16 protein-coding genes and 1 riboswitch are annotated in these 24,527 nt (G+C 76.9%); of the genes, 7 read left to right on the forward strand and 9 right to left on the reverse strand.

All coding sequences use genetic code 11. From position 1 onward, the window contains the following. Positions 1-124 precede the first annotated feature (124 nt). Positions 125-1,936 carry a glycerol-3-phosphate dehydrogenase/oxidase gene (locus tag Q0848_RS01300; RefSeq protein WP_299033676.1) on the reverse strand — a complete coding sequence of 604 codons (1,812 nt, stop codon included), beginning with the start codon at positions 1,934-1,936 and terminating at the stop codon, positions 125-127. 189 nt (positions 1,937-2,125) lie between these two features. Here Q0848_RS01300 and Q0848_RS01305 point away from each other — a divergent pair, with 189 nt between their 5' ends. Then, entirely contained in the window at positions 2,126-3,076 is a 951-nt protein-coding gene (locus Q0848_RS01305; protein ID WP_299033679.1) for a sugar-binding transcriptional regulator, read from the forward strand. 89 nt (positions 3,077-3,165) lie between these two features. Beyond that, a complete protein-coding gene (locus Q0848_RS01310; protein WP_299033681.1) occupies positions 3,166-3,681 on the forward strand; it encodes a VOC family protein in 516 nt (171 codons plus the stop codon). 24 nt (positions 3,682-3,705) lie between these two features. On the opposite strand, the gene Q0848_RS01315 is transcribed toward Q0848_RS01310, so the two are convergent. The 4 genes from Q0848_RS01315 to Q0848_RS01330 all read right to left on the reverse strand — a co-directional run bounded on the left by Q0848_RS01315 (position 3,706) and on the right by Q0848_RS01330 (position 12,231). Continuing rightward, the gene (locus Q0848_RS01315; RefSeq protein WP_299033684.1) at positions 3,706-4,503 is read right to left on the reverse strand and encodes an NUDIX domain-containing protein; all 798 of its coding nucleotides are present in this window, start codon (positions 4,501-4,503) and stop codon (positions 3,706-3,708) included. A gap of 101 nt (positions 4,504-4,604) precedes the next feature. Continuing rightward, positions 4,605-8,327: a 1,4-alpha-glucan branching protein GlgB gene (gene glgB / locus Q0848_RS01320; protein ID WP_299033687.1), complete on the reverse strand. Its 3,723-nt coding sequence runs from the start codon at positions 8,325-8,327 to the stop codon at positions 4,605-4,607. Next, positions 8,324-10,177: a maltose alpha-D-glucosyltransferase gene (gene treS / locus Q0848_RS01325; RefSeq protein WP_299033690.1), complete on the reverse strand. Its 1,854-nt coding sequence runs from the start codon at positions 10,175-10,177 to the stop codon at positions 8,324-8,326. Before treS ends, glgB begins: the two co-directional genes overlap by 4 nt. Positions 10,178-10,206: 29 nt before the next feature. Beyond that, a complete protein-coding gene (locus Q0848_RS01330) occupies positions 10,207-12,231 on the reverse strand; it encodes an alpha-1,4-glucan--maltose-1-phosphate maltosyltransferase (RefSeq protein ID WP_366146365.1) in 2,025 nt (674 codons plus the stop codon). Between the two features lie 302 nt (positions 12,232-12,533). On the opposite strand from Q0848_RS01330, the gene glgP reads away from it, so the two are divergent. Then, the gene (gene glgP, locus Q0848_RS01335; protein WP_299033695.1) at positions 12,534-15,113 is read left to right on the forward strand and encodes an alpha-glucan family phosphorylase; all 2,580 of its coding nucleotides are present in this window, start codon (positions 12,534-12,536) and stop codon (positions 15,111-15,113) included. A gap of 70 nt (positions 15,114-15,183) precedes the next feature. Here glgP and Q0848_RS01340 read toward each other — a convergent pair whose 3' ends face one another. The 4 genes from Q0848_RS01340 to glgX all read right to left on the reverse strand — a co-directional run bounded on the left by Q0848_RS01340 (position 15,184) and on the right by glgX (position 20,475). Beyond that, the gene (locus Q0848_RS01340; RefSeq protein ID WP_299033698.1) at positions 15,184-16,029 is read right to left on the reverse strand and encodes a MetQ/NlpA family ABC transporter substrate-binding protein; all 846 of its coding nucleotides are present in this window, start codon (positions 16,027-16,029) and stop codon (positions 15,184-15,186) included. A gap of 104 nt (positions 16,030-16,133) precedes the next feature. Continuing rightward, entirely contained in the window at positions 16,134-16,733 is a 600-nt protein-coding gene (locus Q0848_RS01345) for a methionine ABC transporter permease (protein ID WP_366146366.1), read from the reverse strand. A gap of 65 nt (positions 16,734-16,798) precedes the next feature. After that, positions 16,799-17,938, reverse strand: coding sequence for a methionine ABC transporter ATP-binding protein (locus tag Q0848_RS01350; RefSeq protein WP_299033703.1), 1,140 nt, complete (start codon positions 17,936-17,938; stop codon positions 16,799-16,801). A gap of 70 nt (positions 17,939-18,008) precedes the next feature. Continuing rightward, positions 18,009-18,126: riboswitch (SAM riboswitch) on the reverse strand. A gap of 138 nt (positions 18,127-18,264) precedes the next feature. Further along, positions 18,265-20,475 carry a glycogen debranching protein GlgX gene (gene glgX, locus Q0848_RS01355; protein ID WP_299033705.1) on the reverse strand — a complete coding sequence of 737 codons (2,211 nt, stop codon included), beginning with the start codon at positions 20,473-20,475 and terminating at the stop codon, positions 18,265-18,267. A 269-nt stretch (positions 20,476-20,744) separates the two neighbouring features. Between glgX and Q0848_RS01360 the strand changes: the two genes are divergently transcribed. The 4 genes from Q0848_RS01360 (at position 20,745) to Q0848_RS01375 (ending at position 24,524) form a co-directional block, all read left to right on the forward strand. After that, positions 20,745-21,521, forward strand: a complete 777-nt coding sequence (locus tag Q0848_RS01360; RefSeq protein WP_366146367.1) for an enoyl-CoA hydratase-related protein — start codon at positions 20,745-20,747, stop codon at positions 21,519-21,521. Positions 21,522-21,679: 158 nt separating this feature from the next. Next, the gene (locus Q0848_RS01365; protein WP_366146345.1) at positions 21,680-22,237 is read left to right on the forward strand and encodes a PAS domain-containing protein; all 558 of its coding nucleotides are present in this window, start codon (positions 21,680-21,682) and stop codon (positions 22,235-22,237) included. Beyond that, the gene (locus Q0848_RS01370; RefSeq protein ID WP_299033714.1) at positions 22,234-23,202 is read left to right on the forward strand and encodes a methyl-accepting chemotaxis protein; all 969 of its coding nucleotides are present in this window, start codon (positions 22,234-22,236) and stop codon (positions 23,200-23,202) included. Before Q0848_RS01365 ends, Q0848_RS01370 begins: the two co-directional genes overlap by 4 nt. Positions 23,203-23,270: 68 nt before the next feature. Then, entirely contained in the window at positions 23,271-24,524 is a 1,254-nt protein-coding gene (locus Q0848_RS01375) for a cysteine desulfurase family protein (protein WP_299033717.1), read from the forward strand. Positions 24,525-24,527 lie beyond the last annotated feature (3 nt).

The following is a 24,527-nucleotide window of genomic DNA, read 5'->3' on the forward strand; positions in this document are numbered from 1 at the left end:
GGTGCGCGGGAGCGCCGCGGGACGCGGCGCGGTACGGAGGGTGGCGCCCGGGGCGGGGCCCCGTCAGGCGTTCGGCGCAGCACCGGCGGGCGCCCCTGGTCGGGGCGCCCGCCGGGTGAGGGGCTCAGGCGGCCTCGGTGCCGCTGGTGGTCGAGACCGGGACGTCGGGACGGATGTCGGGCGCCTCGAGACGGCGTCGCTCCGCCGCCGCGTCGTCGTCCTCCACCTCGGCGGCGCGCTCGGCGTCGACGCGGGCGAGGTAGGAGGCGACCTCCTCCTCGACCCGGCCGGCGTCCCAGCCGAGCGGTCCGGCGACGAGCTCGGCCACCGCCCGCGCGCTGGCGGTGCCGCGGTCGGCCTGCTCGTAGGAGAGCCGGGTGCGCCGCGTGAGCACGTCCTCCAGGTGCAGGGCGCCCTCGTGCGTCGCGGCGTACATCGCCTCGGCGCGCAGGTAGTGCGGGGCGCCCTCCAGGGGCTCGCCGAGCGAGGCGTCGGCGTCGACGAGCCCGAGGAGCTCGTCGACCTGCGCTCCGTAGCGGTGCAGGAGGTGCTCGACGCGCTCGAGCGACCAGCCCCGCTCCGCCGCGAGGCGGTGGCGCTGCGCCCAGCGGACCCCGTAGCCGTCGGCGCCGGCCAGGGGCAGCTCCGCCGTGAGCGACGGCCCGGCCGGGCGGTCGCCCGGCGCCTCGTCGGCGAGGGCGGCGTCGACGACGTCGCGGGCCATGACGCGGTAGGTCGTGTACTTGCCGCCGGCGACGACGGTCAGGCCGGGACGGAGGGTGGCCACCGTGTGCTCGCGGGAGACCTTGGTCGTCGTCGACGTCGTGGGGTCGCCGCCCGCGCCGCCCTTCTCGCCGGGCAGCGCGCCCTTGGTCGTCGGCTGGAGCAGCGGCCGGAGCCCGGTGTAGACGCCCATGACGTCGTCGCGGGTCAGCCGGCGGGTCAGCACGGCGTTGGCGTGCTCGAGGAGGTACTCGATGTCCTCGCTCGTCGCGACGGGGTGGTCCTTGTCCAGGTCCCACGGGGTGTCCGTCGTCCCGATCACCCAGTGCGTCTCCCAGGGGATGACGAACAGCACGCTCTTCTCGGTGCGCAGGATGAGCCCGGACTCGCCGTCGACGGCGTCCTTGGGGACCACGATGTGCACGCCCTTGGAGGCGTTGACCTCGAGCCCGCGGGTGCGGAACAGCTCCTGGATCTCGTCGGTCCACACGCCCGTGGCGCCGATGACGTGGCGGGCCCGCACGACGAGCTCCCGACCGGTCTCCAGGTCGACGGCCCGCACGCCGACGACGCGCCCGCCCTCCTCGACGTAGCCGACCACCTGGGTGCGGCTGGCGGCGAGGGCGCCGTGCCCGGCGGCCGTGCGCACGAGCACGTGGACGAGGCGCGCGTCGTCGACCTTGGCGTCCCAGTACTGGATGCCGCCCACGGCGGCGTCGCGCCGGAAGTCGCGGAAGCGCCGGTGCATGCCGCTGCGGGTCAGGTGGCGGTGCAGGGGGACCGTGCGCCGGCCGTCCCGGCCGCTGCGGCCGAAGACGCCCGCCATGCCGTCGTAGAGGGCGATGCCCGCGCCGATGTAGAACCGCTGCCACTGCTTCTCGAGCGGGAAGATGAACGGCACCGGGTGCACCAGGTGCGGCGCCAGGCGGTCCACGAGCAGGCCCCGCTCGCGCAGCGCCTCGTGGACCAGGTGGAAGTCGAGCATCTCGAGGTACCGCAGCCCGCCGTGGATGAGCTTGCTGGCCCGGCTCGAGGTGCCCGCGGCCCAGTCGCGGCGCTCGAGCACGGCGACCGACAGGCCGCGGCTGGCGGCGTCCAGGGCGGCGCCGGCGCCCGTGACGCCGCCGCCCACCACGAGGACGTCGAGCTCCTCGGCGGTCATGCGCTCCAGCGCCTCGGCGCGGGTCGCGGCGGAGAGGGTGGTGCTGCTCATCGTCGAGGTCCTCCAGGTGCGGGCCCTCGTCGACCCGCGGTGGTCGGGGAGGCCGCCCGGTCGGCGCCCTCGTCCGTGGCCGCGAGCATGCGCCCGCGGCCCGTCGCTCGCCCAGCGCCTGCACGGACGTGCACACTGGCGGCGGCGGGGCGGACGTCCCCGCGCGCGCGGCGGGCGGGGGAGGCGGACGTGGCGGCCGACGACGAGGACCTCGAGCGCGTGGCCCGTCGGTACTGGGTCGACCGCGTGACCATGGACGTCGTCGCCCGCGAGGAGGGCGTCTCCCGGAGCACCGTCTCGCGCATGCTCGACGCCGCCCGGGCGCGGGGGATCGTCCAGGTCAGCGTCGGGACCGTGCACGGACGTGCATCGGCGCTGGCGGCCGCGCTGCGCGACCGCTTCGGCGTCGACGCGGTCGTCGAGCCGGTGCCCGAGGGGGCGAGCGACCTCGCGCGGCTGGAGGGGGTGGCCGCCAGGACGGGGGCGCTCCTGGACGGCCTCATGGGCAGCGGTATGGTCCTCGGCGTCGCCTGGGGGACCACCACCAGCGCCGTCGGCCGCCAGCTCGGGGCGCGCTCGACCGTCGACGCCCACGTCGTGCAGCTCAACGGGGCCGCCAACACCCGCAGCAGCGGCCTCGGCTACGCCGGGGAGGTCATCGACCGCTTCGGCGCCGCGTGGGGCGCGGAGGTGCACCAGTTCCCCGTGCCGGCCTTCTTCGACGCCGCCGCCACGCGCCGCGCCATGTGGCGCGAGCGCAGCGTGCGCGGGGTGCTGGCGCTCCAGCAGCGCTGCGACATCGCCCTGTTCGGCGTGGGCACCGTCGCCGCGGGCGTGCCGAGCCGGGTGTACACCGCCGGCTACCTCACCGACGCCGACCGCCTCTCGCTCGCCGAGGAGCGCGTCGTCGGGGACGTGTGCACCGTCTTCCTGCGCGCGGACGGCAGCTGGCAGGGGGTGCCGCTCAACGCGCGCTCCAGCGGGCCGCCCCCGCCGGCCCTGCGGCGCATCCCGCGGCGGGTGTGCGCCGTCGCGGGCACGGGGAAGGTGCCGGCCCTGGCCGCGGCGCTGGCCGCCGGCCTCGTCACCGACCTCGTCGTCGACGGCGGCACCGCCCGGGCGCTGCTGGCGCACCGCTGAGGGCTCGCGCAGCGCGCGCACCGCGGTGGTGCCCGGCGCCGCCGATGAGCCCGGCACCACGAGAGGGTCTGCTCGAGGACGGGGACGGAGTGACCGGCCCCGCGGACGAGGAGGAGCGCGCCGTGGCGCCGAGCAGGATCACCCCCACCCTCTGGTTCGACGGGCGCGTCGAGGAGGCCGCCGACCTGTACGTCTCCGTCTTCGAGGACGCGCGCGTCCTGCGGACCACGCCCTACCCCGAGGGGGCGCCGGGGCCGGCGAGCGGCGTGCTCACCGTGGAGCTGGAGCTCGCGGGCCAGCGCCTGGTGCTGCTCAACGGCGGGCCGGGCTCCCCGCCGACCGAGGCGTTCTCGCTCTCGGTCGCCTGCGCCGACCAGGCCGAGGTGGACCGCGTCTGGGAGGCGCTGCTCGCGGGTGGCGGCCGGGAGTCGCAGTGCGGGTGGCTCGTGGACCGCTTCGGCGTCTCCTGGCAGGTCGTGCCGGAGGGGCTCGCCGAGCTCCTCGGCGACCCCGACCCGGGCCGGGCCCGGCGCGCGACCGAGGCGATGCTCGGCATGCGGCGGCTCGACCTCGCGGCGATGCGGCGGGCGGCGGAGGAGGCCTGAGAGCGGGCCGGGGGACGAGGCGCCTCAGGCCGTCTCGGGGCGCCCGTCGGCGAGGAGCGCGGCGCTCTGCTCCCCGGTCTCGAGGCGGTCGAGGGCCGCCTCGACCCGCTGGGCCAGGCCCGCTCCCGTCCGGGCCCGGACCTCGGCGGGGGTGCACCACGCCGCCTCGAGGACCTCGCCGTCGAGGAAGCGGCAGCGGGCGGGGAGGTCGACGTCGTGGACGCCGCCGTCGAGCAGGGCGAGCGCGCGCTCGCCCTGGCGGCCGTCGCCGGAGCGCCGGTCGAGCACGAGCAGGCGCCCGGGCGCCAGGTCGAGCCCCAGCTCCTCGCGGGCCTCGCGGGCGGCGGCGGCCCGCAGGCCCTCGCCGTCCTCCACCAGGCCGCCGGGCACCTCCCAGGGCTCCTTGTAGGACGTCCGGAGCAGCAGGACGCGACCTGCGCCGTCGCGCAGCACCAGTCCGGCCGCCAGCAGCGAGGTCGGGAGCAGCGGGAGGATCGCCGGCAGCGCGTCGGTCCCGGCGTCCGGGTCGCCCGCCACGTGCGCGACCACGGCGAGGTCGTGCACGGCGGGGGCTCCCGGGGTCGGTGAGCCCGGGCCGGGGACGCCCGGGGCGACGGGGACGCCGCGCAGCACGCCCTCGCGGCGCAGGCCCGCCCGCGCGGCGGCCCACGCGGTGGCTGCGTCGTCGGCGGCGTGCACCGCCTGCACCCGCCGCGCGCCCTCGGAGATCGCCAGGGCCACGTGCCGGGCCAGGCTCTCCGACACCGCCTCGTGCGGCCCCGTCCCCGCGAGCAGGTCGGCCAGGTCCCCGAGGTCGGCCACGCCGTCCGCGGGCCCGCGCGCGGCGGTCGACCCCGGGACGACGGCGCCCCCCGAGGCCCCGGAGGGCCTCGGGGGGCGCGCGCCGACCGGTGCGGGCCCGGTCAGGAGCCGGCCGCCCCGCCCGCGGCGAGGCGCTCGTCCTCGTCGTCCGGCACGAGCCACACCGCGCCGAGCGGCGGCACGCGCAGGGCCACCGAGGCGTCGCGCCCGCTCCAGGGCACGTCCTCGGCCTGCAGCGGACCGGTGTTGGTGACGCCCGAGCCGCCGTAGGCGGTGTCGTCGGTGCTGAGCACCTGCCGCCAGGCGCCGCCCTGCGGGAGGGCGACGCGGTAGCCCTCGTGCGGCTGGCCGGCGAAGTTGACCACGGCCACGAGCGGGCGGCCCGCGGCGTCACGGCGCACGAACGAGACGGCGTTGCGGCCCGCGTCGTCGGCGTCGAGCCACTCGAAGCCGCTGCCGTCGAAGTCGCGCTCCCACAGCTGCGGGTGGGCCACGTACAGCGCGTTCAGGTCGGTGACCAGCTGCTGCACGCCCCGGTGGCCCGGGTCGTCCAGGTGCCACCAGTCCAGGCTGCGGCCCTCGCCCCACTCCTGGTCCTGGGCGAACTCCGAGCCCATGAACAGCAGCTGCTTGCCGGGGTGCGCCCACATGAAGGCCAGGTACGCGCGCACGTTCGCGAGCTGCTGCCACCGGTCGCCCGGCATCTTCCGCAGCAGGGAGCCCTTGCCGTACACGACCTCGTCGTGGCTGATCGGGAGCACGTACTGCTCGGAGAACGCGTACACCAGCGAGAACGTCAGCTTGTGGTGGTGGTGGACCCGGTGCATCGGGTCCTCGCCGACGTAGTCGAGGCTGTCGTGCATCCAGCCCATGTTCCACTTCAGGCCGAAGCCCAGGCCCCCCGCGTCCGTGGGGCGGGTGACGCCCGGCCACGCCGTGGACTCCTCGGCGATCGTGACGATGCCCGGGACCCGGCGGTAGCAGACCGCGTTGAACTCCTGCAGCATCTCGATGGCCTCGAGGTGCTCCCGCCCGCCGTGGCGGTTGGGGACCCACTGCCCGCTCTCGCGCGAGTAGTCGAGGTAGAGCATCGAGGCGACCGCGTCGACGCGCAGCCCGTCGACGTGGAACTCCTCGAGCCAGTACACGGCGTTGGCGACGAAGAAGTTGCGCACCTCGGGGCGGCCGTAGTCCGGCACGAGCGTGCCCCACTCCACGTGCTCGCCCTTGCGGGGGTCCGGGTGCTCGTACAGCGCCTCGCCGTCGAAGCGGGCCAGCGCGAACTCGTCCTTGGGGAAGTGGCCGGGGACCCAGTCGACGATGACGCCGATGCCCGCCGCGTGGAGGGCGTCGACGAGGTGGCGGAACTCGTCCGGGGAGCCGAAGCGCGACGTCGGCGCGTAGTAGGAGGTGACCTGGTAGCCCCACGAGCCGCCGAAGGGGTGCTCGGCGACGGGCAGGAGCTCGACGTGGGTGAAGCCCAGCGCCTGGACGTGGCTCACGAGCTGCTCGGCGAGCTCGGTGTAGGACAGGCCCTGGCGCCACGAGCCGAGGTGCACCTCGTAGGTGCTCATCGGCCCCGAGTGCGGGTCCCGGGCGGCGCGCCGCTCGAGCCACGCCTGGTCCCCCCACGCGTACCTCGACTCGGTGACGACCGAGCCGGTGGCGGGCGGCACCTCGGTGGCGCGGGCCATCGGGTCGGCCTTCTGCCGCCAGACGCCGTCCTGCCCCTGGATCTCGAGCTTGTACACCTCGCCGGAGACGACGCCGGGCACGAACAGCTCCCAGACGCCGGTGGAGCCGAGGGAGCGCATCGCGTGCGAGCGGCCGTCCCAGTGGTTGAAGCCGCCGACGACGCGGACGCCGCGGGCGTGCGGCGCCCAGACCGAGAAGGCCGTGCCGGTCACGTCGCCGAGCTCGCCCGGGTAGCGCAGGACGCGGGCGCCCAGCACCGTCCACAGCTGCTCGTGGCGGCCCTCCCCGATGAGGTGGAGGTCCACCTCGCCGAGCGTCGGCCAGAAGCGGTACGGGTCGTCCGCGGTGTCGCTCGCGCCGCCCGGCCACGTCGTCTCGACCCGGTAGTCGGGCACCTCGGACGTCGGCAGGACGCCGGCCCAGACGCCGTCGTGCTCGTGCTCGAGCTCGGTGCGCCCGGCCGCCGTGACGACCACCACGCGCTCGGCGAGGGGACGGCGCACGCGGACGGTCACGCCCCCGTCGTGCGGGTGCGGGCCGAGGGCGTCGTGGGGGAAGGCGTGCGCGCCGTGCGCGACGGCGTCCAGGACGTCGCCGGGCACGGGGTGGCGGGCCGCCCCCGCGCTCGCCGGGGCGTCGCCGGTCGGTGCGGGGCTCGTGCCGGGGTCAGCGGGGGTGCTGTCGTCCACGGGGGTCTCCTCGGGCGAGGGTGAGGGGGTCCGTGCGAGCAGGCGCTCGACGGCTCCCAGGGGCACGGGCAGCCACTGCGGGCGCTGCTGGGTCTCGTAGACCACCTCGTACAGCGCCTTGTCGAGCAGCAGGGCCCGGTGGAGGGCGGTGCCGGGACGGGCTCGCGGGTCGTCGTCCACCTCGGCGTAGCCGGACAGGAAGGCCTCGGTGGCCTCGGCGGTCCACGCGGCGGCGCGCTCGGCGAGCGCCTCGTCCTGGCGGCCGGCGACCACGTGCGCGCCGGCGTAGTCGAGCGAGCGGACCATGCCCACGACGTCGCGGACGGCGACGTCGGGGCGCACGCGCTCGGACAGCGGGCGCAGCGGCTCGCCCTCGAAGTCGAGCACGACCCACCCGCGCTCGGGCACGGCCAGGACCTGCCCGAGGTGGTAGTCGCCGTGCACCCGCTGCAGCGGGGGGAGCTCCTCGGCGGGCGGGAGGTCCCCCAGGGAGGCCGCGTGGGCCTCGAGGACCTCCCGGTGGGCGGCCAGGGCCGGCGCCGAGCGCAGGGCCCACCGCACCCGCTCGCGCAGGCCCTCGACGAGGTCGTCGCGGGCCGCGGCCGTCACGGGCGTGCGGCCGAAGGAGCCCGCCAGGGCGCGGTGCACCTCGGCCGTGGCGCGCCCGAGCGAGCGGGCGCCCTCGGCGAAGGAGGTCCCGTCCTCGACGGCGCGGCAGGCCTCGCGCCAGGCGTCCTGCGCGCCGGTGAGGAACTCGCTCACGACGGCGAGGTGCCCGGTGGCGGGCGTCCCGTCGGCGTCGGTCCACGAGCCGCTCACCCATCCCAGGGGACGGGCGACCTGCTCGCAGCCGGCCACCCACAGCGCCGTCGCGACGACGACGTCGGGGTTCTCGCCGGGGGACAGGACGCGGAACACCTTGAGGATGGCCGGGTCCGGCGTCCCGGCGCCGAGCACGACGCTGGTGTTCGACTGCTCCCCGCCCAGGACCCTCGAGGCCGCGGCCGGGTCGAGCGAGGCGCCCGGCGCGAGGCGCCCGGCGGCGCGGGCCGGGGCGTCGCCCGCCGCGGTGCCGCCGGTGGCGACGAGCCCGAGCAGCGCCGCGACGAGGTCGGGGTCGGCCGGCCCGTCGTAGACGGCGCGGCCGTCGGCGAGGACGCCCACGAGCGCCGCCTCGGCGCCCTCGCGGGGCGCGGGGCGCACGGCCAGGGGCACCTGGACGACCGCGGGGCCGTCCTCGGTGCGCACGGCGAGCACGTGGAGGGCGCAGGCCACCCCGTCCGCGCCCGGGGCCGTCGGCAGGTCGACCGACCCGAGGAGCTCGAGGTCGGCCCGGCGCCCCTTGGCCGGGTACCAGCGCTGGCCCGGCATCCACGCCCGCAGCAGCTCGAGCAGCTCGTCCTGGGGCACCCGCTCGTCGGGAGCGGTCCCGGCGCTCACCGGTCCTCCACCGCGAGCCAGAGGAAGTCCCGGGCGCCGAGCGTCACCGGGACCGTCCCGTCGTCGCCGACGCGCGGGAAGCCGCTGCCGCCGAACAGGTCCCGCAGGTCGTGCCCCTCCTGACCGGGCAGGCGCAGCACGCTGGCCTGCGGGGTGGCCGCCATGTTGGCGACGCAGAGCACCGTCTCCGGCGCCGTCCCGCGGGGGGTCGAGCCGGCGTCGAGCACGCGCAGGAACGCGAGCACGGCCGGGTTGTCGGCGTGCAGGGGCACGTAGGTCCCCATCCCGAAGACCGGGTGCTCCTTGCGCAGCGCGAGCAGCGAGCGCACCCAGTGCAGCAGCGAGGAGGAGCTCGCGAGGGAGGCCTCCACGTTCACGGCCCCGTAGCTGTAGACGAGCGACTGGATCGTCGGCAGGTAGAGCTTGCCGGGGTCGGCCGTGCTGAAGCCCGCGTTGCGGTCGGGCGTCCACTGCATCGGCGTGCGCACGGCGTCGCGGTCGTCGAGCCAGATGTTGTCGCCCATGCCGATCTCGTCGCCGTAGTACAGGCAGGGCGAGCCGGGCAGGGACAGCAGCAGCGCGTGCAGGAGCTCGACCTCGGCGCGCGAGCCGTCGACCAGCGGGGCCAGGCGCCGCCGGATGCCGATGTTGGCGCGCATGCGCGGGTCCGGCGCGTACCAGCCGTACATCGCGGCGCGCTCCTCGGTGGAGACCATCTCGAGCGTCAGCTCGTCGTGGTTGCGCAGGAAGGTGCCCCACTGGGCGCCGACCGGGATGTCCGGCGTCTCGGCCAGGGTGTCGAGCACCGGCGCCGCACGGCCCTCGCGCACCGAGGAGTACAGCCGCGGCATGACCGGGAAGTGGAAGCACATGTGGCACTCGGGGTCGTCGGCCTCGCCGTAGTACGCGACGACGTCCTCGGGCGGCTGGTTGGCCTCGGCCAGCAGGATCCGCCCCGGGAACTCGCGGTCGACCATCCGCCGGAGCTCCTTGAGGAACTCGTGCGTCCGGGGGAGGTTCTCGCAGTTGGTGCCCTCCTCCTCGAAGAGGTAGGGCACGGCGTCCAGGCGGAAGCCGTCGATGCCGAGGTCCAGCCAGAAGCGGACCACGTCGAACATGGCCTCGGCGACCGCCGGGTTCTCGAAGTTGAGGTCCGGCTGGTGGGAGAAGAACCGGTGCCAGAAGTACTGCCGCCGCACCGGGTCGAACGTCCAGTTCGACGTCTCGGTGTCGACGAAGATGATCCGGGCGTCCTCGTAGCGCTCGGTGGTGTCGCTCCAGACGTAGAAGTCGCCGTAGGGCCCCTCGGGGTCGCTGCGGCTGGCCTGGAACCACGGGTGCGCGTCGCTGGTGTGGTTCATCACCAGGTCGGTGACGATGCGGATGCCGCGGGCGTGCGCCTGCTGCACGAGCTCGGTGAAGTCGGCGAGGGTGCCGAACTCCGGCAGCACCGAGTAGTAGTCGGCGATGTCGTACCCGCCGTCGCGCAGCGGCGAGGCGTAGAACGGCGGCAGCCACAGGCAGTCGACGCCGAGCCACTGCAGGTAGTCGAGCCGGCCGATCAGGCCCGTGAAGTCTCCGGACCCGGACCCGTTGGAGTCGGCGAAGGCCCGGACGAGCACCTCGTAGAAGACGGCCTTCTTGTACCAGTCCGGGTCGTCGGACAGGCCTCCGCCGAAGGAGCCGAGGGCGCTCGCCGTGCCGCCGGCCAGGCCGGCGTCGTCCCCGGCGCTGGCGCCGCCGCCCCCGCCGACGACCGGCACGGGGCCGGTGGCGGGCGAGCCGCCCTGCGCGGGGAGCGGGCCGGTGGCCGGCCCGGTGGGAGGTGCGGTGGGCAGGGGTCCGGTCATCGGGCCTCCCGTCGTGGTGGGTGGGGTGCTCACGCGGCGCCCCCGTCGGGGGTCGAGGAGGTGCCGCGGGTCAGGGAGGCGACGTGGGCGGGGCGCCCGGGCCCGAGGTCGACGTACACGTCGCGGCCCCACGTCCAGCGGTCGCCGCTGAGGCCGTCCTCGGCCACGACCTGCTCGTCCCAGCCGAGGCCGAGGGCGGGCATGTCGAGGCGGACCCAGGTCTGGTGCCACTGCTGGGGGTCCAGGCACACGACGACGAGGACGAGGTCCTCCTCCCCGGTGGGGGAGACCTCCGCCGGCAGGTGGCGGGTGTAGGCGATGACCTGGTCGGAGTCGGTGGGGTGGAAGACCGTGCCGCGCAGGCGCTGCAGCGCCGGGTGCTCCCGGCGCAGCTCGTTGAGGCGCTGAAGGAGGGGGGCGATGCTGCGCCCCTCGACGAGCGCCCGGTCGAAGTCCCGCGGCTTGTACTGGTACTTCTCGTTGTCGATCTGCTCCTGCGCCCCGGGGCGCGGCACGTCCTCGACGAGCTCGTAGCCCGCGTAGATCCCCCAGGTGGGCGACATCGTGGCCGCGAGCACGGCGCGCAGCTCGAAGGCGGCCCGCCCGTTCTGGCTCATGAACGGCGTGAGGATGTCGTGCGTGGTCGGCCAGAAGCTCGGGCGCATGTAGGCGGCGGAGTCGCCGGTGAGCTCGGTGACGTACTCGGTGAGCTCCTCCTTGGTGTTGCGCCAGGTGAAGTAGGTGTAGCTCTGGTGGAAGCCCACCTTCGCCAGGCCGTGCATCATCGCGGGCCGGGTGAAGGCCTCGGCCAGGAAGACGACGTCGGGGTGGTCGCGGGCCACCTCCGCCACCAGCCACTCCCAGAACTCGACCGGCTTGGTGTGCGGGTTGTCGACGCGGAAGAGCGTCACGCCGTGCTCGACCCAGTGCAGGACGACCCGCAGCACCTCGGCGTAGATGCCCTCGGGGTCGCGGTCGAAGTCGACCGGGTAGATGTCCTGGTACTTCTTCGGCGGGTTCTCGGCGTAGGCGATGGAGCCGTCGGCGCGCTGGACGAACCACTCCGGGTGCTCGCGCACCCACGGGTGGTCCGGGGAGCACTGCAGCGCCAGGTCGAGCGCCACCTCGAGGCCGAGCTCGCGCGAGCGGGCGACGAAGGCGTCGAAGTCCTCGAAGGTGCCCAGGTCGGGGTGCAGGGCGTCGTGCCCGCCGTCCTCGGAGCCGATGGCGTACGGCGAGCCCGGGTCCTCCGGGGCGGCGTCGAGGGTGTTGTTGCGCCCCTTGCGGAAGGTGCGGCCGATGGGGTGCACCGGGGTCAGGTAGACGACGTCGTAGCCCTGCTCGGCGATCGCCGGCAGCCGCTCGGCGGCCGTGCGCATCGTGCCCGAGACCCAGCGGCCCTCCGCCTCGTCGTAGCGGGCCCCCTCGGAGCGGGGGAACATCTCGTACCAGGAGCCGGCGAGGGCCAGCGGGCGCTGCACCACCAGGCGGGCGTCCGGGGTCGCGGTCACGAGGTCGCGCAGCGGCAGGCGCCCGAGCGCGTCCAGGACCTCCGGCGAGGTGCCCGCCGCGAAGCGCTCCGCGAGGGCGGCGTCCTCCTGGCGCAGGCCGCGCGCGGCCGCCCGCAGGGCCTCGGCGTCGGCGGCGCCGCGGCCGTCCACGTCGGCGGCGCGCTCCAGCACCAGGGCGCCGTCGGCCAGCGCCAGCGCCGCGTCGGCGTCGCTCACGCCGGGCGTGGTGACCTTGATGCGGGCGCCGTGCTCCCACGTCCCGAAGGGGTCCGACCACGCCTCGACGCGGAAGGCCCACTCGCCCGTCGCGTCCGGCACGACGTCGGCGCGGTGGGCGTCGAGCCCCGGGTTGACGCAGGTCATGCGGGTGCGCGAGGCCTCCGAGCCGTCCGGGCGCAGGAGCACCACCTCGGCGGCGACGGCGTCGTGGCCCTCCCGGAAGACGGTCGCCGTCACGGGGACGGCCTCGCCGACGACGGCGCGCGCCGGCCACCGGCCGCCGTCGACCACGGGGGCGAGGTCCACCACGGGGATGCGCCCCATGACGCACGTCGGCGAGGAGGTGGCGGGCGAGGCGCCGGCGGGCGCCTGGACGGGGGCCGCGGACGTCGCCGCGGCGGGCTGCGTCGGGTCGTCGTCGGCAGCCCCTGCGGTCGCGGGCGGGCCTCCTCCGGGGGCCTGCCGGGCGCCGGTTCGGTCGGTGGACGGGCGTCGCGAGGTCGGCACGGACGCGAACCTACCGAGACCGGGCCCGCGCCACACGCGGGCGGACCGCGCGCCCGGTCCCGCGCCCGGTCCCGCGCAGGGGGCGACGGCGGGCGCCCCGGTGGCTAGCCTCGGCGCCCGTGAGAGCGATCCGACGGTTCACCGTCCGCACCGCGCTGCCCGCACCGCTCGCCGCGCTGGGCCGCCTGTCCCTCAACCTGCGCTGGTCGTGGCACGCGCCCACCCGCGACCTGTTCCGCGACGTCGACCCGCGGGTGTGGGAGGCGGTGCGCCACGACCCGGTGGCCCTGCTCGCCGAGGTGGGCCCGGACCGGCTGGCCGAGCTGGCGCGCGACGAGGCGCTCGTGGCGCGCGTGCGCGACGCCGAGGCCGACCTCGACGCCTACCTCTCCGAGCCGCGCTGGTACCAGGGCGCCTCGTCGGGCTGGGAGGGCGGCGGGCCCGCCTCGATCGCCTACTTCTCGCCCGAGTTCGGCGTCACGTCGGTGCTGCCCCAGTACTCCGGCGGCCTCGGCATCCTCGCCGGTGACCACCTCAAGAGCGCCTCGGACCTCGGCGTCCCCGTCGTCGGCGTCGGCCTGCTCTACCGCCAGGGCTACTTCACGCAGTCGCTGTCCCGCGACGGGTGGCAGACCGAGACCTACCCCGTCCTGGACCCCGCCGGCCTGCCCCTGACGCAGCTGCGCGAGGCGGACGGCTCCCCGTGCACCGTCTCCCTGGCGCTGCCGGGGGACCGGACCCTGCACGCGCACGTGTGGAAGGCCGACGTCGGCCGCGTGCCGCTGCTGCTGCTCGACTCCGACGTCGAGGACAACGACGACGCCGTCCGCTCCACGACCGACCGCCTCTACGGCGGCGGCGGGGAGAAGCGCCTCCTGCAGGAGATGCTGCTGGGCATCGGCGGCGTGCGCGCCCTGCGCCTGTGGTCGCGCCTGACCGGCGCCCCCGCCCCGGAGGTCTTCCACACCAACGAGGGCCACGCGGGCTTCCTGGGCGTCGAGCGCATCGGCGAGGCCCTGGGGGCCGGGCTCGGCTTCGACGCGGCGATGCAGGCGGGGCGCGCGGCGACCGTCTTCACCACGCACACCCCCGTGCCCGCCGGCATCGACCGCTTCGACGCCGCCCAGGTGCGCGAGTACGTCACGGCCGCGGTGCCGGCGGTCGACGGCGCGCGGCTCGTCGCGCTCGGCGCCGAGGACTACCCGGGCGGCCAGCCCGGCATCTTCAACATGGCGGTCATGGGCCTGCGGCTCGCGCAGCGCGCCAACGGCGTCTCGCAGCTGCACGGCGACGTCAGCCGGGGGATGTTCGACGGGCTCTGGCCGGGCTTCGACGCCACCGAGGTGCCCATCACCTCGGTGACCAACGGCGTCCACGCGCCGACGTGGGTCGACCGCCGCCTGGGCGAGCTCGTCGAGGCCTCGACGGGGCAGGACCCCACCACCCGTCCCGAGGCCTGGTCGCGCGCGGGCGAGGTCCCGGCCGCGCAGCTGTGGGCGGCGCGCCGCGACATGCGCGCGTCCCTGGTGGCCGACGTGCGACGCCGGCTGCGGGCCTCGTGGCTCGAGCGGGGCGCCACCTCGGCCGAGCTCGGCTGGGTCGACGACGTCCTGGACCCCGACGTGCTCACCATCGGCTTCGCCCGCCGCGTGCCGACCTACAAGCGCCTGACGCTGATGCTCCGCGACCCGCAGCGGCTGAAGGCCCTCCTGCTGGACCCCGAGCGGCCCGTGCAGCTGGTCATCGCGGGCAAGTCCCACCCGGCCGACGACTCGGGCAAGCGGCTCATCCAGCAGCTGGTGCACTTCACCGACGACCCGGAGGTCCGCCACCGCATCGTCTTCCTCCCGAACTACGACATCGGCATGGCGCAGACGCTGTACCCCGGGTGCGACGTCTGGCTGAACAACCCGCTGCGCCCGCTCGAGGCGTGCGGCACGTCGGGCATGAAGGCGGCCCTCAACGGCGGCCTCAACCTGTCCATCCTCGACGGGTGGTGGGACGAGTGGTTCGACGGCGAGAACGGCTGGGCCATCCCGACCGCCGACGGCGTCGAGGACCCCGACCGGCGCGACGACCTCGAGGCCTCGGCGCTGTACGACCTCGTGGAGAGCCAGGTGGCGCCGCGCTTCTACGACGGCTCCGGGCCGGGCGGAGACGGGCCGCCGGCGCGCTGGCTCGAGATGGTCAGCCACACGCTGTCGACCCTCGGCCCCAAGGTGCTCGCCAGCCGGATGGTCGCGGAGTACGTCGAGCGGCTCTACGTGCCGGCGGCGCAGAGCGGCCGCGTGGTGGCGGCCGACTCCCACGCCGGCGCCCGCAGCCTGGCCACGTGGGTGCAGGGCGTCCGCAGCGGCTGGGACGGCGTGCGCGTCGACCACGCCGAGTCGGTGGGCCTGTCCGACGCCCCGCAGCTGGGCGAGGTCCTGTCCGTCCGCGCCCACGTCACCCTCGGCGCGCTGTCGCCGCAGGACGTCGACGTCCAGGTCGTGCACGGCCGCGTCACCGACGCCGACGAGCTGGAGACCACGAGCACGGTCTCCCTCTCCCTCGCGGAGTCCCTGGAGGACGGGCGCCACAGCTACGCCGGCGAGATCCCGCTGCGCCGCACGGGCGCCGTCGGCTACACGGTCCGGGTGCTGCCGAGGCACCCTCTCCTGGCCTCGCCGACGGAGCTCGGGCTGGTCGCGAACGCCTGACCCCGGACGCGCAGGCGCCCCCGCACGACGGCCGTCGGGCGGGGGCGCCTGCGCGCTCGGGTCGTGCGGCTCAGGAGGCCGGCAGCACCGCGCCGGCGTAGGTCTCCTCGAGGAAGGCCCGCGTCTCCGGCGAGCGCAGGAGCTCCTGGAGCAGCTGCACGCGCTCGTCGTCCTCGTCGCCCGCGCGGACGACGAGCAGGTTGGCGTTGGGGTTGCCCTCGGCCTCCTCGAGCGCCAGGGCGTCCTCCGCGGGGGAGAGGTCCGCGTCGATGGCGTAGTTGCCGTTGACGACGGCGAGGTCGACGTCCTGCAGCGAGCGGGGCACCTGCGCGGCCTCCACCTCGGTGATGTCCAGGTCCCGACCGCCCTCGAGCACGTCCAGGGCCGTCGGCGCGTCGTCGCCGGTGTCGTCGAGGACGACCAGGCCCTCGGCCTCCAGGAGCCGCAGCGAGCGGGCGGCGTTCGTGGGGTCGTTCGGGATGGCGACCGTGGCGCCCTCGGGGACGTCCTCGAGGGAGTCGAAGCGCTGGGAGTAGACGCCCAGCGGCTCCAGGTGCACGGGCTCCAGGGCGGTGAAGTCGTAGCCGGCGCTCCGCTCCTGCTCCTCCAGGTAGGGCACCGTCTGGAAGTAGTTCGCGTCGAGCGAGCCGTCGTCCAGGGCCACGTTGGGCTGGACGTAGTCGGTGAACTCGGTGATCTCGAGCTCGAGGCCGGCGTCCTCGGCCAGCTCCTCGTCCACGAAGCGCAGGATCTCGGCGTGGGGCACGGGCGAGGCGCCGACGCGCAGCGGCTCGTCCGCGGCGCTCAGCTCCGCCTCGCCGCCGCCGCAGGCGGCCAGGGAGCCGGCGAGCGCCAGGGCGGCCAGGGCCGGCAGGGGGGTGCGCAGCGCGCGAGGGGCTCGGGTGGTGCGGGTCACGGCGGTGCCTTCCGGTGGGTGGGTGGGCCGTCTGGCCCGGCGGGGGGAGCGGGCGGGCCCGGGTCGGTGGTGCGGGACCCGGGCCGGGAGGTGGGCGGGGGCGCTCAGCGGTGCGACAGGCGGCGGGCCACGGCGTCGCCGAGCTGCTGGAGCAGCTGCACCACGACCAGCAGCAGGGCGACCGTGACGAGCGTGATGTCGGTGCGGAACTGCTGGTAGCCGTAGCGGATCGCGAAGTCGCCCAGGCCGCCCCCGCCGACGGCGCCCGCCATGGCGGAGTAGCCGACGAGCGCCACGACGGTGACGGTGCAGCTGGCCACCACCGACGGCATGGCCTCGGGCAGCAGCACGGCGCGGACGACGTCGCGGCGGCGCGCGCCCATGGACAGGGCGGCCTGGACCTTGCCGGGCGCGACCTCGCGCAGCGACGTCTCCACCAGGCGCGCGAGGAACGGGACGGCGCCGATGGTCAGCGGCACGATCGCGGCCGCGGAGCCGATGGTCGTCCCCACGACCGCGCGCGTCACGGGGGCGACGGCGACCAGCAGGATGATGAACGGCAGCGAGCGGCCGAGGTCGACGGCCAGGCCCAGCACCCGGTGCACCACGCGGTGCGGGGCGAGCCCGCCGGGTGCGGTGAGCAGCAGCAGCACCCCGAGGGGCACGCCGCCGAGGACGGCGAGGCCGGTGGCGACCGCGACCATGAGCAGCGTCTCGCGGGTGGCCTCGGCCAGCTGGGGGGCCAGGGGCAGCAGGTCCGCCAGCGCGCTCACGGGGCGCTCTCCACGAGGACGCCGCGCTCGCGCAGCGCGGCGGTCGCGGCCCGCAGGCGCGGCGCCCGCTCCGCGGCCCCGCCGAGCACCTCCAGCTGGAGGTGGCCGGAGCGGCGTCCGCCCAGGTGCTCGACCCGGCCGCCGACGACGGCGACGTCGAGCCCGTGCTCGCGCACGAGGGCGCTGAGCACCGGCTCCTCGGTGCCGCCGGTGACGACGAGCTGCAGCAGCGCGCTGCCCTCGCGCAGGGGCGCGGGCGGCGGTGGTGGCAGCAGCCGCGAGGCCAGCGGCGAGCCGGGGCGGTCGGCGACCTCGGAGAGCCTGCCCTCGTCCACGACCCGTCCTCGCTCGAGCAGGACGGCGCTGTCGCACGCGCTGCGGACGACGTCCATCTCGTGGGTGACGACGACGACCGTCAGGCCCAGCTCGTCGCGCAGCTCGCGCACGAGGGCCAGCACGCCGGCGGTGCTCGCGGGGTCGAGCGCGGAGGTGGCCTCGTCGCACAGCAGGACCGACGGGCGGGCGGCGAGGGCGCGGGCGATGGCCACCCGCTGCTGCTGCCCGCCGCTCAGCTGCGAGGGGCGCGCGCCCGCCTTCTCGGCGAGGCCGACGCGGTCGAGCAGCTCGGCGGCCCGGCGCTCGCGCTCGCGGCGGTCGACGCCGGCCAGCTCCAGCGGCAGCGCCACGTTGCCGAGGGCGGTGCGCGAGCCGAGCAGGTCGAAGTGCTGGAAGACCATGCCGATGCGGCGCCGGGCGGCGCGCAGCCCGGCGGGGCCCATCGCCGTGAGGTCCTCGCCGTCGACGACGACCCGGCCCGAGGTCGGCCGCTCGAGGAGGTTGACGCAGCGCGCGAGCGTGCTCTTGCCCGACCCGCTGGGCCCCACGACGCCGACGACGTCGCCGGCCGGCACGCTGATGCTGACGTCGTCCAGCGCCCGGACCTCCCCGACCCCCTGGGGCGCGCCCCGGCGGGCGCGGGCCCCGGCGGTCCGGTCCTGCCGAGCCCTCAGCTCCTCCTGCGCCTCCGGCTCGCCCGGGGCTGCGGCGTCGTCCCGGCGCGCGCCGCGGCGGCCCGGGCGCCCGCCCCGCTGGCCGGACGCCGGGTAGGTCTTGACGAGGGAGGACAGCTCGATCACGGGGGTCGTGCTCCTGGTGCCAGGCGCGACGGCACAGCCGCCGCGGACGCGGAGGCGCAGACCCGGGTGTGGGCCACGCTTGCCGGCGCGCATCCGTCGCGCGACGACCTGGTCCTCACCCGGAGCACCCCGCCGTGGCGGAGGGTTGCTGACCAGCGAGCCGGGGCTTCGCGCTGGCACTCGTGACCGTGGCGGACGGTAGGCAGGCGCCCGAGGCGCTGTCAAAGCGGTCCGGCCGTCGCCGCCGGGGGAGGCGACGACGGCCGGTCCCGGAGTCGTCCCCGGGTCCGCCTCGAGGTCCGTCCGAGGGCCGGCTCAGGGCCGGCTCAGGGCCGCTCGGCGGCGTAGACCCGCAGCGAGGTGGGGCCGAGCTCGACGACGCCGCCCGCGTCCACGCGCGCCGCCGCGACGTCCTCGGGGCGCTCGCACGTGCTGTCCCACAGCAGCTCCCACCGGTGCGCCCACGGCTGCGCCGGCAGGTGGACCGGCGTGCTGCCCGCCCCGGAGTGCAGCACCACGAGCAGCGAGCGGTGGTCCACCGGGTCGCCGTGCAGGAACATCTGCAGCGTCCGCAGGTGCGCCTCGTGCCAGCGGTCCTCGGTCATCGGCCGCCCGTCGGGGCCGAACCAGGCGAGGTCGGTCGTCCCGTCGTCGTGCACGGGGCGGCCGCTCGCGAAGGTGTCCTGGCGCAGCACCGGGTGCTCGCGGCGCAGGGCCACCAGCCGCCGCGCCGTCGCCAGCAGGTCGGCCTCCGGGCCGCCGCGCCGCAGGGCCGGCCAGTCGAGCCAGACGCCCTCGTCGTCGACGACGTAGGCGTTGTTGTTGCCGGCCTGCGTCCGGAGCATCTCGTCGCCGCCCAGCAGCATGGGCACGCCCGTGGAGAGCAGCAGGGTCCCCAGCAGGTTGCGCACGGAGCGGCGGCGCGCGCTCGCGACCTGCGGGTCCTCGGTCGGTCCCTCGACCCCGTGGTTGTCGGAGCGGTTGTCCCCGTGGCCGTCCCGGTTGTCCTCGCCGTTGCCCTCGTTGTGCTTCGACACGTAGGCGCACGCGTCCGCGAGCGTGAAGCCGTCGTGCGCGGCGAGCAGGTTGACCGAGGCCAGCGGGCCCCGCCGGGACGCGTCCGTGCTCGCGCCGTGGGCGAACAGGTCGGCGGAGCCGGCGAGCCGGGTGGCCAGGTGGCGCACGCCGACCTCGGGGTGCTCCCCGCGGCGGGCCCGCGCGGCGTCGGCGAGCCAGAAGCTGCGCACGTCGTCGCGGTAGCGGTCGTTCCACTCGGCGAACGGGAGGGGGAACTGGCCCGTGCGCCACCCGCCGGGGCCGACGTCCCACGGCTCCGCGACCAGCTTCACGTCGGCGAGCACCGGGTCCTGGCGCGCGGCCACGAGGAAGGGGTGCTCGGCGTCGAAGGAGGCCACGTCCCGGCCCCGCGCCAGGGCCGGGGCGAGGTCGAAGCGGAAGCCGTCGACCCCGTAGGCGTCCACCCAGTGCCGCAGGGAGTCCAGGACGAGCTGGACCACGCGGGCGGAGGAGGAGTCGAGCGTGCCGCCGCAGCCGGTGACGTCCACGTCGAGGCCCGCGGAGTCCAGGCGGTAGTACGCCTCCGCGTCCAGGCCGCGGAAGGACAGCGTCGGGCCCTCCACGCCCCCCTCGCACGTGTGGTTGTAGACGACGTCGAGGAGCACCTCGAGGCCGCCCGCGTGCAGGGCGTCCACCGCGCCGGCGAGCTCGTCGGCGACCGCGGCCGGACCCGCCGCGCGAGCCGCCGCGCTGGCGTAGCGGGGGGCCGGGGCGAAGTAGGACAGCGTGCTGTAGCCCCAGGCGTTGCGGCGCCCCCGCCGCGCGAGCCACGGCTCCTCGGCGATGGCGTGCACGGGCAGCAGCTCCAGCGCCGTCACGCCGAGGTCGCGCAGGTGCCCGACCACCGCCGGGTGGCCGAGGGCGGCGTACGTGCCCCGCAGCTCCGGCGGGACGTCGGGGTGGCGCATCGTCAGGCCGCGCACGTGCGCCTCGTAGACGACGGTCTCCGACCAGGGGGTCCTCGGCCGGCCGGAGGCTGCGGCGCGCCGCGCGGGCAGCACGACGCCGTGGGGAGCGCTGGCGGTGGAGTCGCTCGTGCTGCGCCGGCGGGCGCCGCCGGAGCGCGCCGGTCCGTCGACGGGCGCCCAGGCCTCGTCGACCTCGTGGCCGAAGAGCGAGGCGTCCATCCGCACCTCGTCGGCCAGGCCGCGGGCGTAGGGGTCGAGCAGCAGCTTGTCGGCGTTGAAGCGGTGCCCGCGCTCGGGCTCCCAGGGCCCGTGCGCGCGCACGCCGTAGCGCTGCCCCGCGGCGACGCCCGGCAGGTGCCCGTGCCAGACGCCGTGGGTCCGGCCCTCCAGCGGGACGCGGTGCTCGGCCCAGCCCCCGGCGCCGTCGTCGTCGAGGAGGCAGACCTCCACCCGCTCGGCGTGCGGGGCGTAGACCGCCGCGGTGGCGCCGCCCGGCACGAGGTGGACCCCGAGGGGGGAGGGGGCGCTGCGGGGGGCGGGACTGCTGCTCATGGGAGGGGTATCGGCAGGCACGGGCGGCCACTGTGCCACTGCCCGACCCGTGCGCCGGAGCCGGCGGACCCCGGCGGAGAGGGCGCCTCGGAGGTCGTCCGTCGTCGCCCCCCGCGTCGCGGACCGGTCGGCCCCGGCCTCGGCCCGGGCTAGCGTCCACCGTCCCGGGTCGCCGCAGCCGCCGGCGCCGCGGCCACCGCCCCGCCGCAGGAGGACCCGTGCCCGACGCCCGTCCGGAACCCGCCCCGGCCGCTCGGCCCGCCGCCGTCCTGGAGCCGCCCGTGCGCGGGGTCGCCGTGCTGCGGCTGGACAGGCCCCCCGTCAACGCGCTGGACGCGGCGGCGCAGGACCTCGTGGCGGCGCTCGCGCGCGAGGCCGACGGGCGCCAGGACGTGCGGGCCGTCGTCGTCACCGGCGGGGAGCGCTTCGGCGCCGGCGCGGACGTGCACGAGATGGCCGCGATGTCGGGGGAGGAGATGGCCGCGCGCGCGCCGGGCCTGCAGGGCTTCACCGACGCCGTCGCCGCGGTCGGGGTGCCGGTGGTGGCGGCCCTCGAGGGCCCCGTCCTGGGCGGGGGCCTGGAGCTGGCGCTCGCGTGCGACGTCCGCGTGTGCGGCGAGGGCGCCCGGCTGGGTCTGCCCGAGGTCGGCCTCGGCGTCGTGCCCGGCGCGGGCGGCACCCAGCGCCTGGCGCGGCTCGTCGGGCCCGCGCGCGCCAAGGACCTGCTGCTGTCGGCGTCGCCGGTGGGGGCGCAGGAGTCCTGGCGCCTCGGGCTCGTGGACCGCGTCGTGCCCGCCGGCGAGGCGCTCGGCGCCGCGCGCGCCCTCGCCGAGCGCTACGCCGCCGCTGGCCCGCGCGAGGCCCTGCGCGCCGCCAAGAGGGCGGTCGACGGCGGCCTGGAGCTCCCGCTGCCGCAGGGCCTGGCGCTCGAGCGCGCCCTGTTCACCGAGCTCTTCGCCGGTCCGGAGCGCGCGCGGCGCATGGGCGCCTTCGCGGTGCGGCGCCCGGGCACCGGCGCCGTGCCTGGTGACCACCGGCGCACCTGACCGGCGGGTGCGGCCGCTCGCCGGCGCCGACCCCTTCCCCGGGCGGGGAAGACGCCCTTCAGGACCCGCCGGTCGCCGCCGATGGACGGGCAGGCGCCGCCCCGCGGGGGCGGCAGGAGCTCGGCGGGCCACCCCGCCGGAGGGACGGAGGGCGGGCAGTGCGCGAGGGGACCGTGCGGCCGACAGGCGTCGAGCGCCGCTTCGAGGAGGACGAGGTCATCGTGACCAAGACCGACCTGCAGGGGCGGATCACGTACGCCAACGACGTCTTCCTGCGGGTCTCGGCCTATCCCGAGGCGGCCATGCTCGGCCAGCCGCACAACATGATCCGCCACCCGGAGATGCCGCGCTGCGTCTTCGCGCTGCTGTGGAGCACGCTGAAGCAGGGGCGGGAGCTGTTCGCGTACGTCGTGAACCTCGCCGGTGACGGCGCGCACTACTGGGTGCTCGCCCACGTGACCCCCACCCGGGGGCCCGACGGGTCGACCGTCGGGTACCACTCGAACCGGCGCCTCCCCAGCGCCCGGGCGCTGGCCGAGATCCGACCGCTGTACGCCCGGCTGCTCGCCGAGGAGGCCCGCCACCCGCGGCCGGCCGACGCGGTGGCCGCGTCGACGGCCCTGCTCGAGGCCGTGCTGGCCGAGCGCGGGCAGGACTACGACCGCTTCCTGTGGAGCCTCGCGGGCGCCCCCGCGACCGCCGGGCGGGCGGCGTGAGGCGCTCGGCCCCGTGGGGCCGCGACGAGAGCCCCGCCGAGCGCGCCGCGGGCGTCTCCTCGGCGGCCGTGCGCGAGATGCTCCGGGTCTGCCGCCTCGTCGCCGCGGGGGACCTGGAGGCCCGGGTCCAGCACGTGCCGGGCAGCGAGGACGACCCCGACCTGGTCCTGCTGCGCCACGAGCTCAACCGCTTCATCGACCGCACGGACGCCTACGTCCGGGAGTCGGCGGCGTCCCTGGAGGCGGCCAGCGAGGGCCGGTTCCACCGGCAGTTCCTGCTCACCGGCCTGGCCGGGGCCTTCGCCTGCGGTGCCCACACCATCAACGCCGCCCGCGAGGCCATGGCCTCGGCCGCCGCGCGGGCGACCGAGGTGGCCGACGCCCGGCTCCGCCTCGCCGACGAGTTCGAGAGCACGGTCATGACGGTCTCCCAGACCGTCGCGGCGGCGGCGACCGAGCTGAGCGCCTCGGCGGCCAGCCTGTCGGGCTCCGTCGCGCTGGCCGTCCGGGAGGCGGACGACGCCCGGGAGGCGGTGGGGCGCCTGGAGCGCTCCTCGCAGCAGATCCGGCAGGTCGTCACGCTCATCTCCCAGGTGTCGGGGCAGACCCGCCTGCTCGCCCTCAACGCCACCATCGAGGCGGCCCGGGCGGGTGCGGCGGGGCGCGGCTTCGCCGTCGTCGCCTCGGAGGTCAAGCAGCTCGCCGACCAGACCTTCGGCGCCACCGACGAGGTGACGGCGCAGGTGGGCGACGTCCAGGAGGTCGCCTCGACGAGCACCTCGGTGATGTCGCGCATCAGCCAGACCGTGCGGGAGATGGACTCGATGGTCGAGGGCGTCTCCGTCGCGGTGGACGGCGGCGGCGAGCACGGGGGTGCCGCGGACGGCGCTCCGGGCCTCGCCCAGCTCGCCGAGGTCCTGCGCGCGGAGGTCGCCCGCTTCCTCGCCGTGCTGCGCGAGGGCTGAGCCCGGCGCGCCCGCCCGCCGGGCTCCCGCCCGCCGGGCGGGCGGCGCCGCGCGTCTACCCTCCTCGCGTGAGCGCCAGCAGCCCCGCCGGGCGACCGGAGCCCGGCGCCGCGCCCCGTCGGGTCTACGCCGACCACGCGGCCAGCGCCCCCGTGCTCCCCGCGGCCGCCGAGGCCGTGCTCGAGGCCCTCGGCCTGCCGGGCAACGCCTCCTCCGCCCACGCGGAGGGGCGCGCGGCCCGCCGGCTCCTCGAGGAGTCGCGGGAGGAGGTGGCCCGGGTCCTGGGTGCCCGCCCGGACGAGGTCGTGCTCACCTCGGGCGGCACCGAGGCCGACAACCTGGCCGTGGCCGGCCTGTACCGCGCGCGGCGCGCGCAGGACCCACGGCGTCGCCGCGTCCTCGTCAGCGCCGTCGAGCACCCCGCGGTCCTCGACCCCGCGCGCCGGCTCGCCGCCGCGGAGGGCGCCGAGCTCGTGCTCCTGCTCGTCGACGCCCGCGGCCGCCTCGACCTCGCGGCCCTGGCCGTCGAGCTCGAGCGGGCGCCCGGGGAGACCGCGCTCGTCAGCGTCATGTGGGCCAACAACGAGACCGGCGTCCTGCAGCCGCTGCCCGAGGTCGTGGCCCTGGCCGCCGCGGCCGGCGTCCCCGTCCACAGCGACGCCGTGCAGGCCCCGGCGACGCAGGCGGTGGACCTCGCGGCCAGTGGCCTCGCGGCGCTGTCGGTCTCCGGGCACAAGGTCGGGGCGCCGGTCGGCACCGGGGCGCTGCTGGTGCGCCGGGGCGAGGGGCTCGAGCCGCTGGTGCGCGGCGGGGGGCACGAGCGCGGGCTGCGCTCGGGCACCTCGGCGGTGGCGCTGGCGCGGGGCCTCGCGGTCGCGCTCGCCGCGGCCGCCGCAGACCGCGACGCTGAGGCCCCGCGGCTGCGGGCCCTGCGCGGGCGGCTGCTCTCCGGTGTCTCGCAGGACGTCCCGGACGCCGTGCTGCGCGGGGACGCGCGCGAGGGGGCGTCGCTGCCCGGGACGGCCCTGCTCACGCTGCCCGGCTGCGACGGCGACGCGCTGCTGTACCTGCTCGACGCCCGCGGCATCGCCATCTCGACCGGGAGCGCCTGCAGCGCAGGGGCTCTGCAGACCAGCCACGTGCTGGCCGCGATGGGGGTGCCCGGCGAGGAGGCCCGGGGCGCGCTGCGGGTCAGCCTGGGGCGCACCAGCACCGCCGCGGACGTGGACCGGCTGCTCGAGGCGCTGCCCCCCGTCGTCGCCGCCGCGCGGCGCGCCCGGGCCGCCTCCGGGCCGGTCGCCGCTGCGCCGGTGGGGGTCTGAGGC

The organism is uncultured Pseudokineococcus sp. (genome assembly GCF_947495735.1).
GTDB lineage: Bacteria > Actinomycetota > Actinomycetes > Actinomycetales > Quadrisphaeraceae > Pseudokineococcus.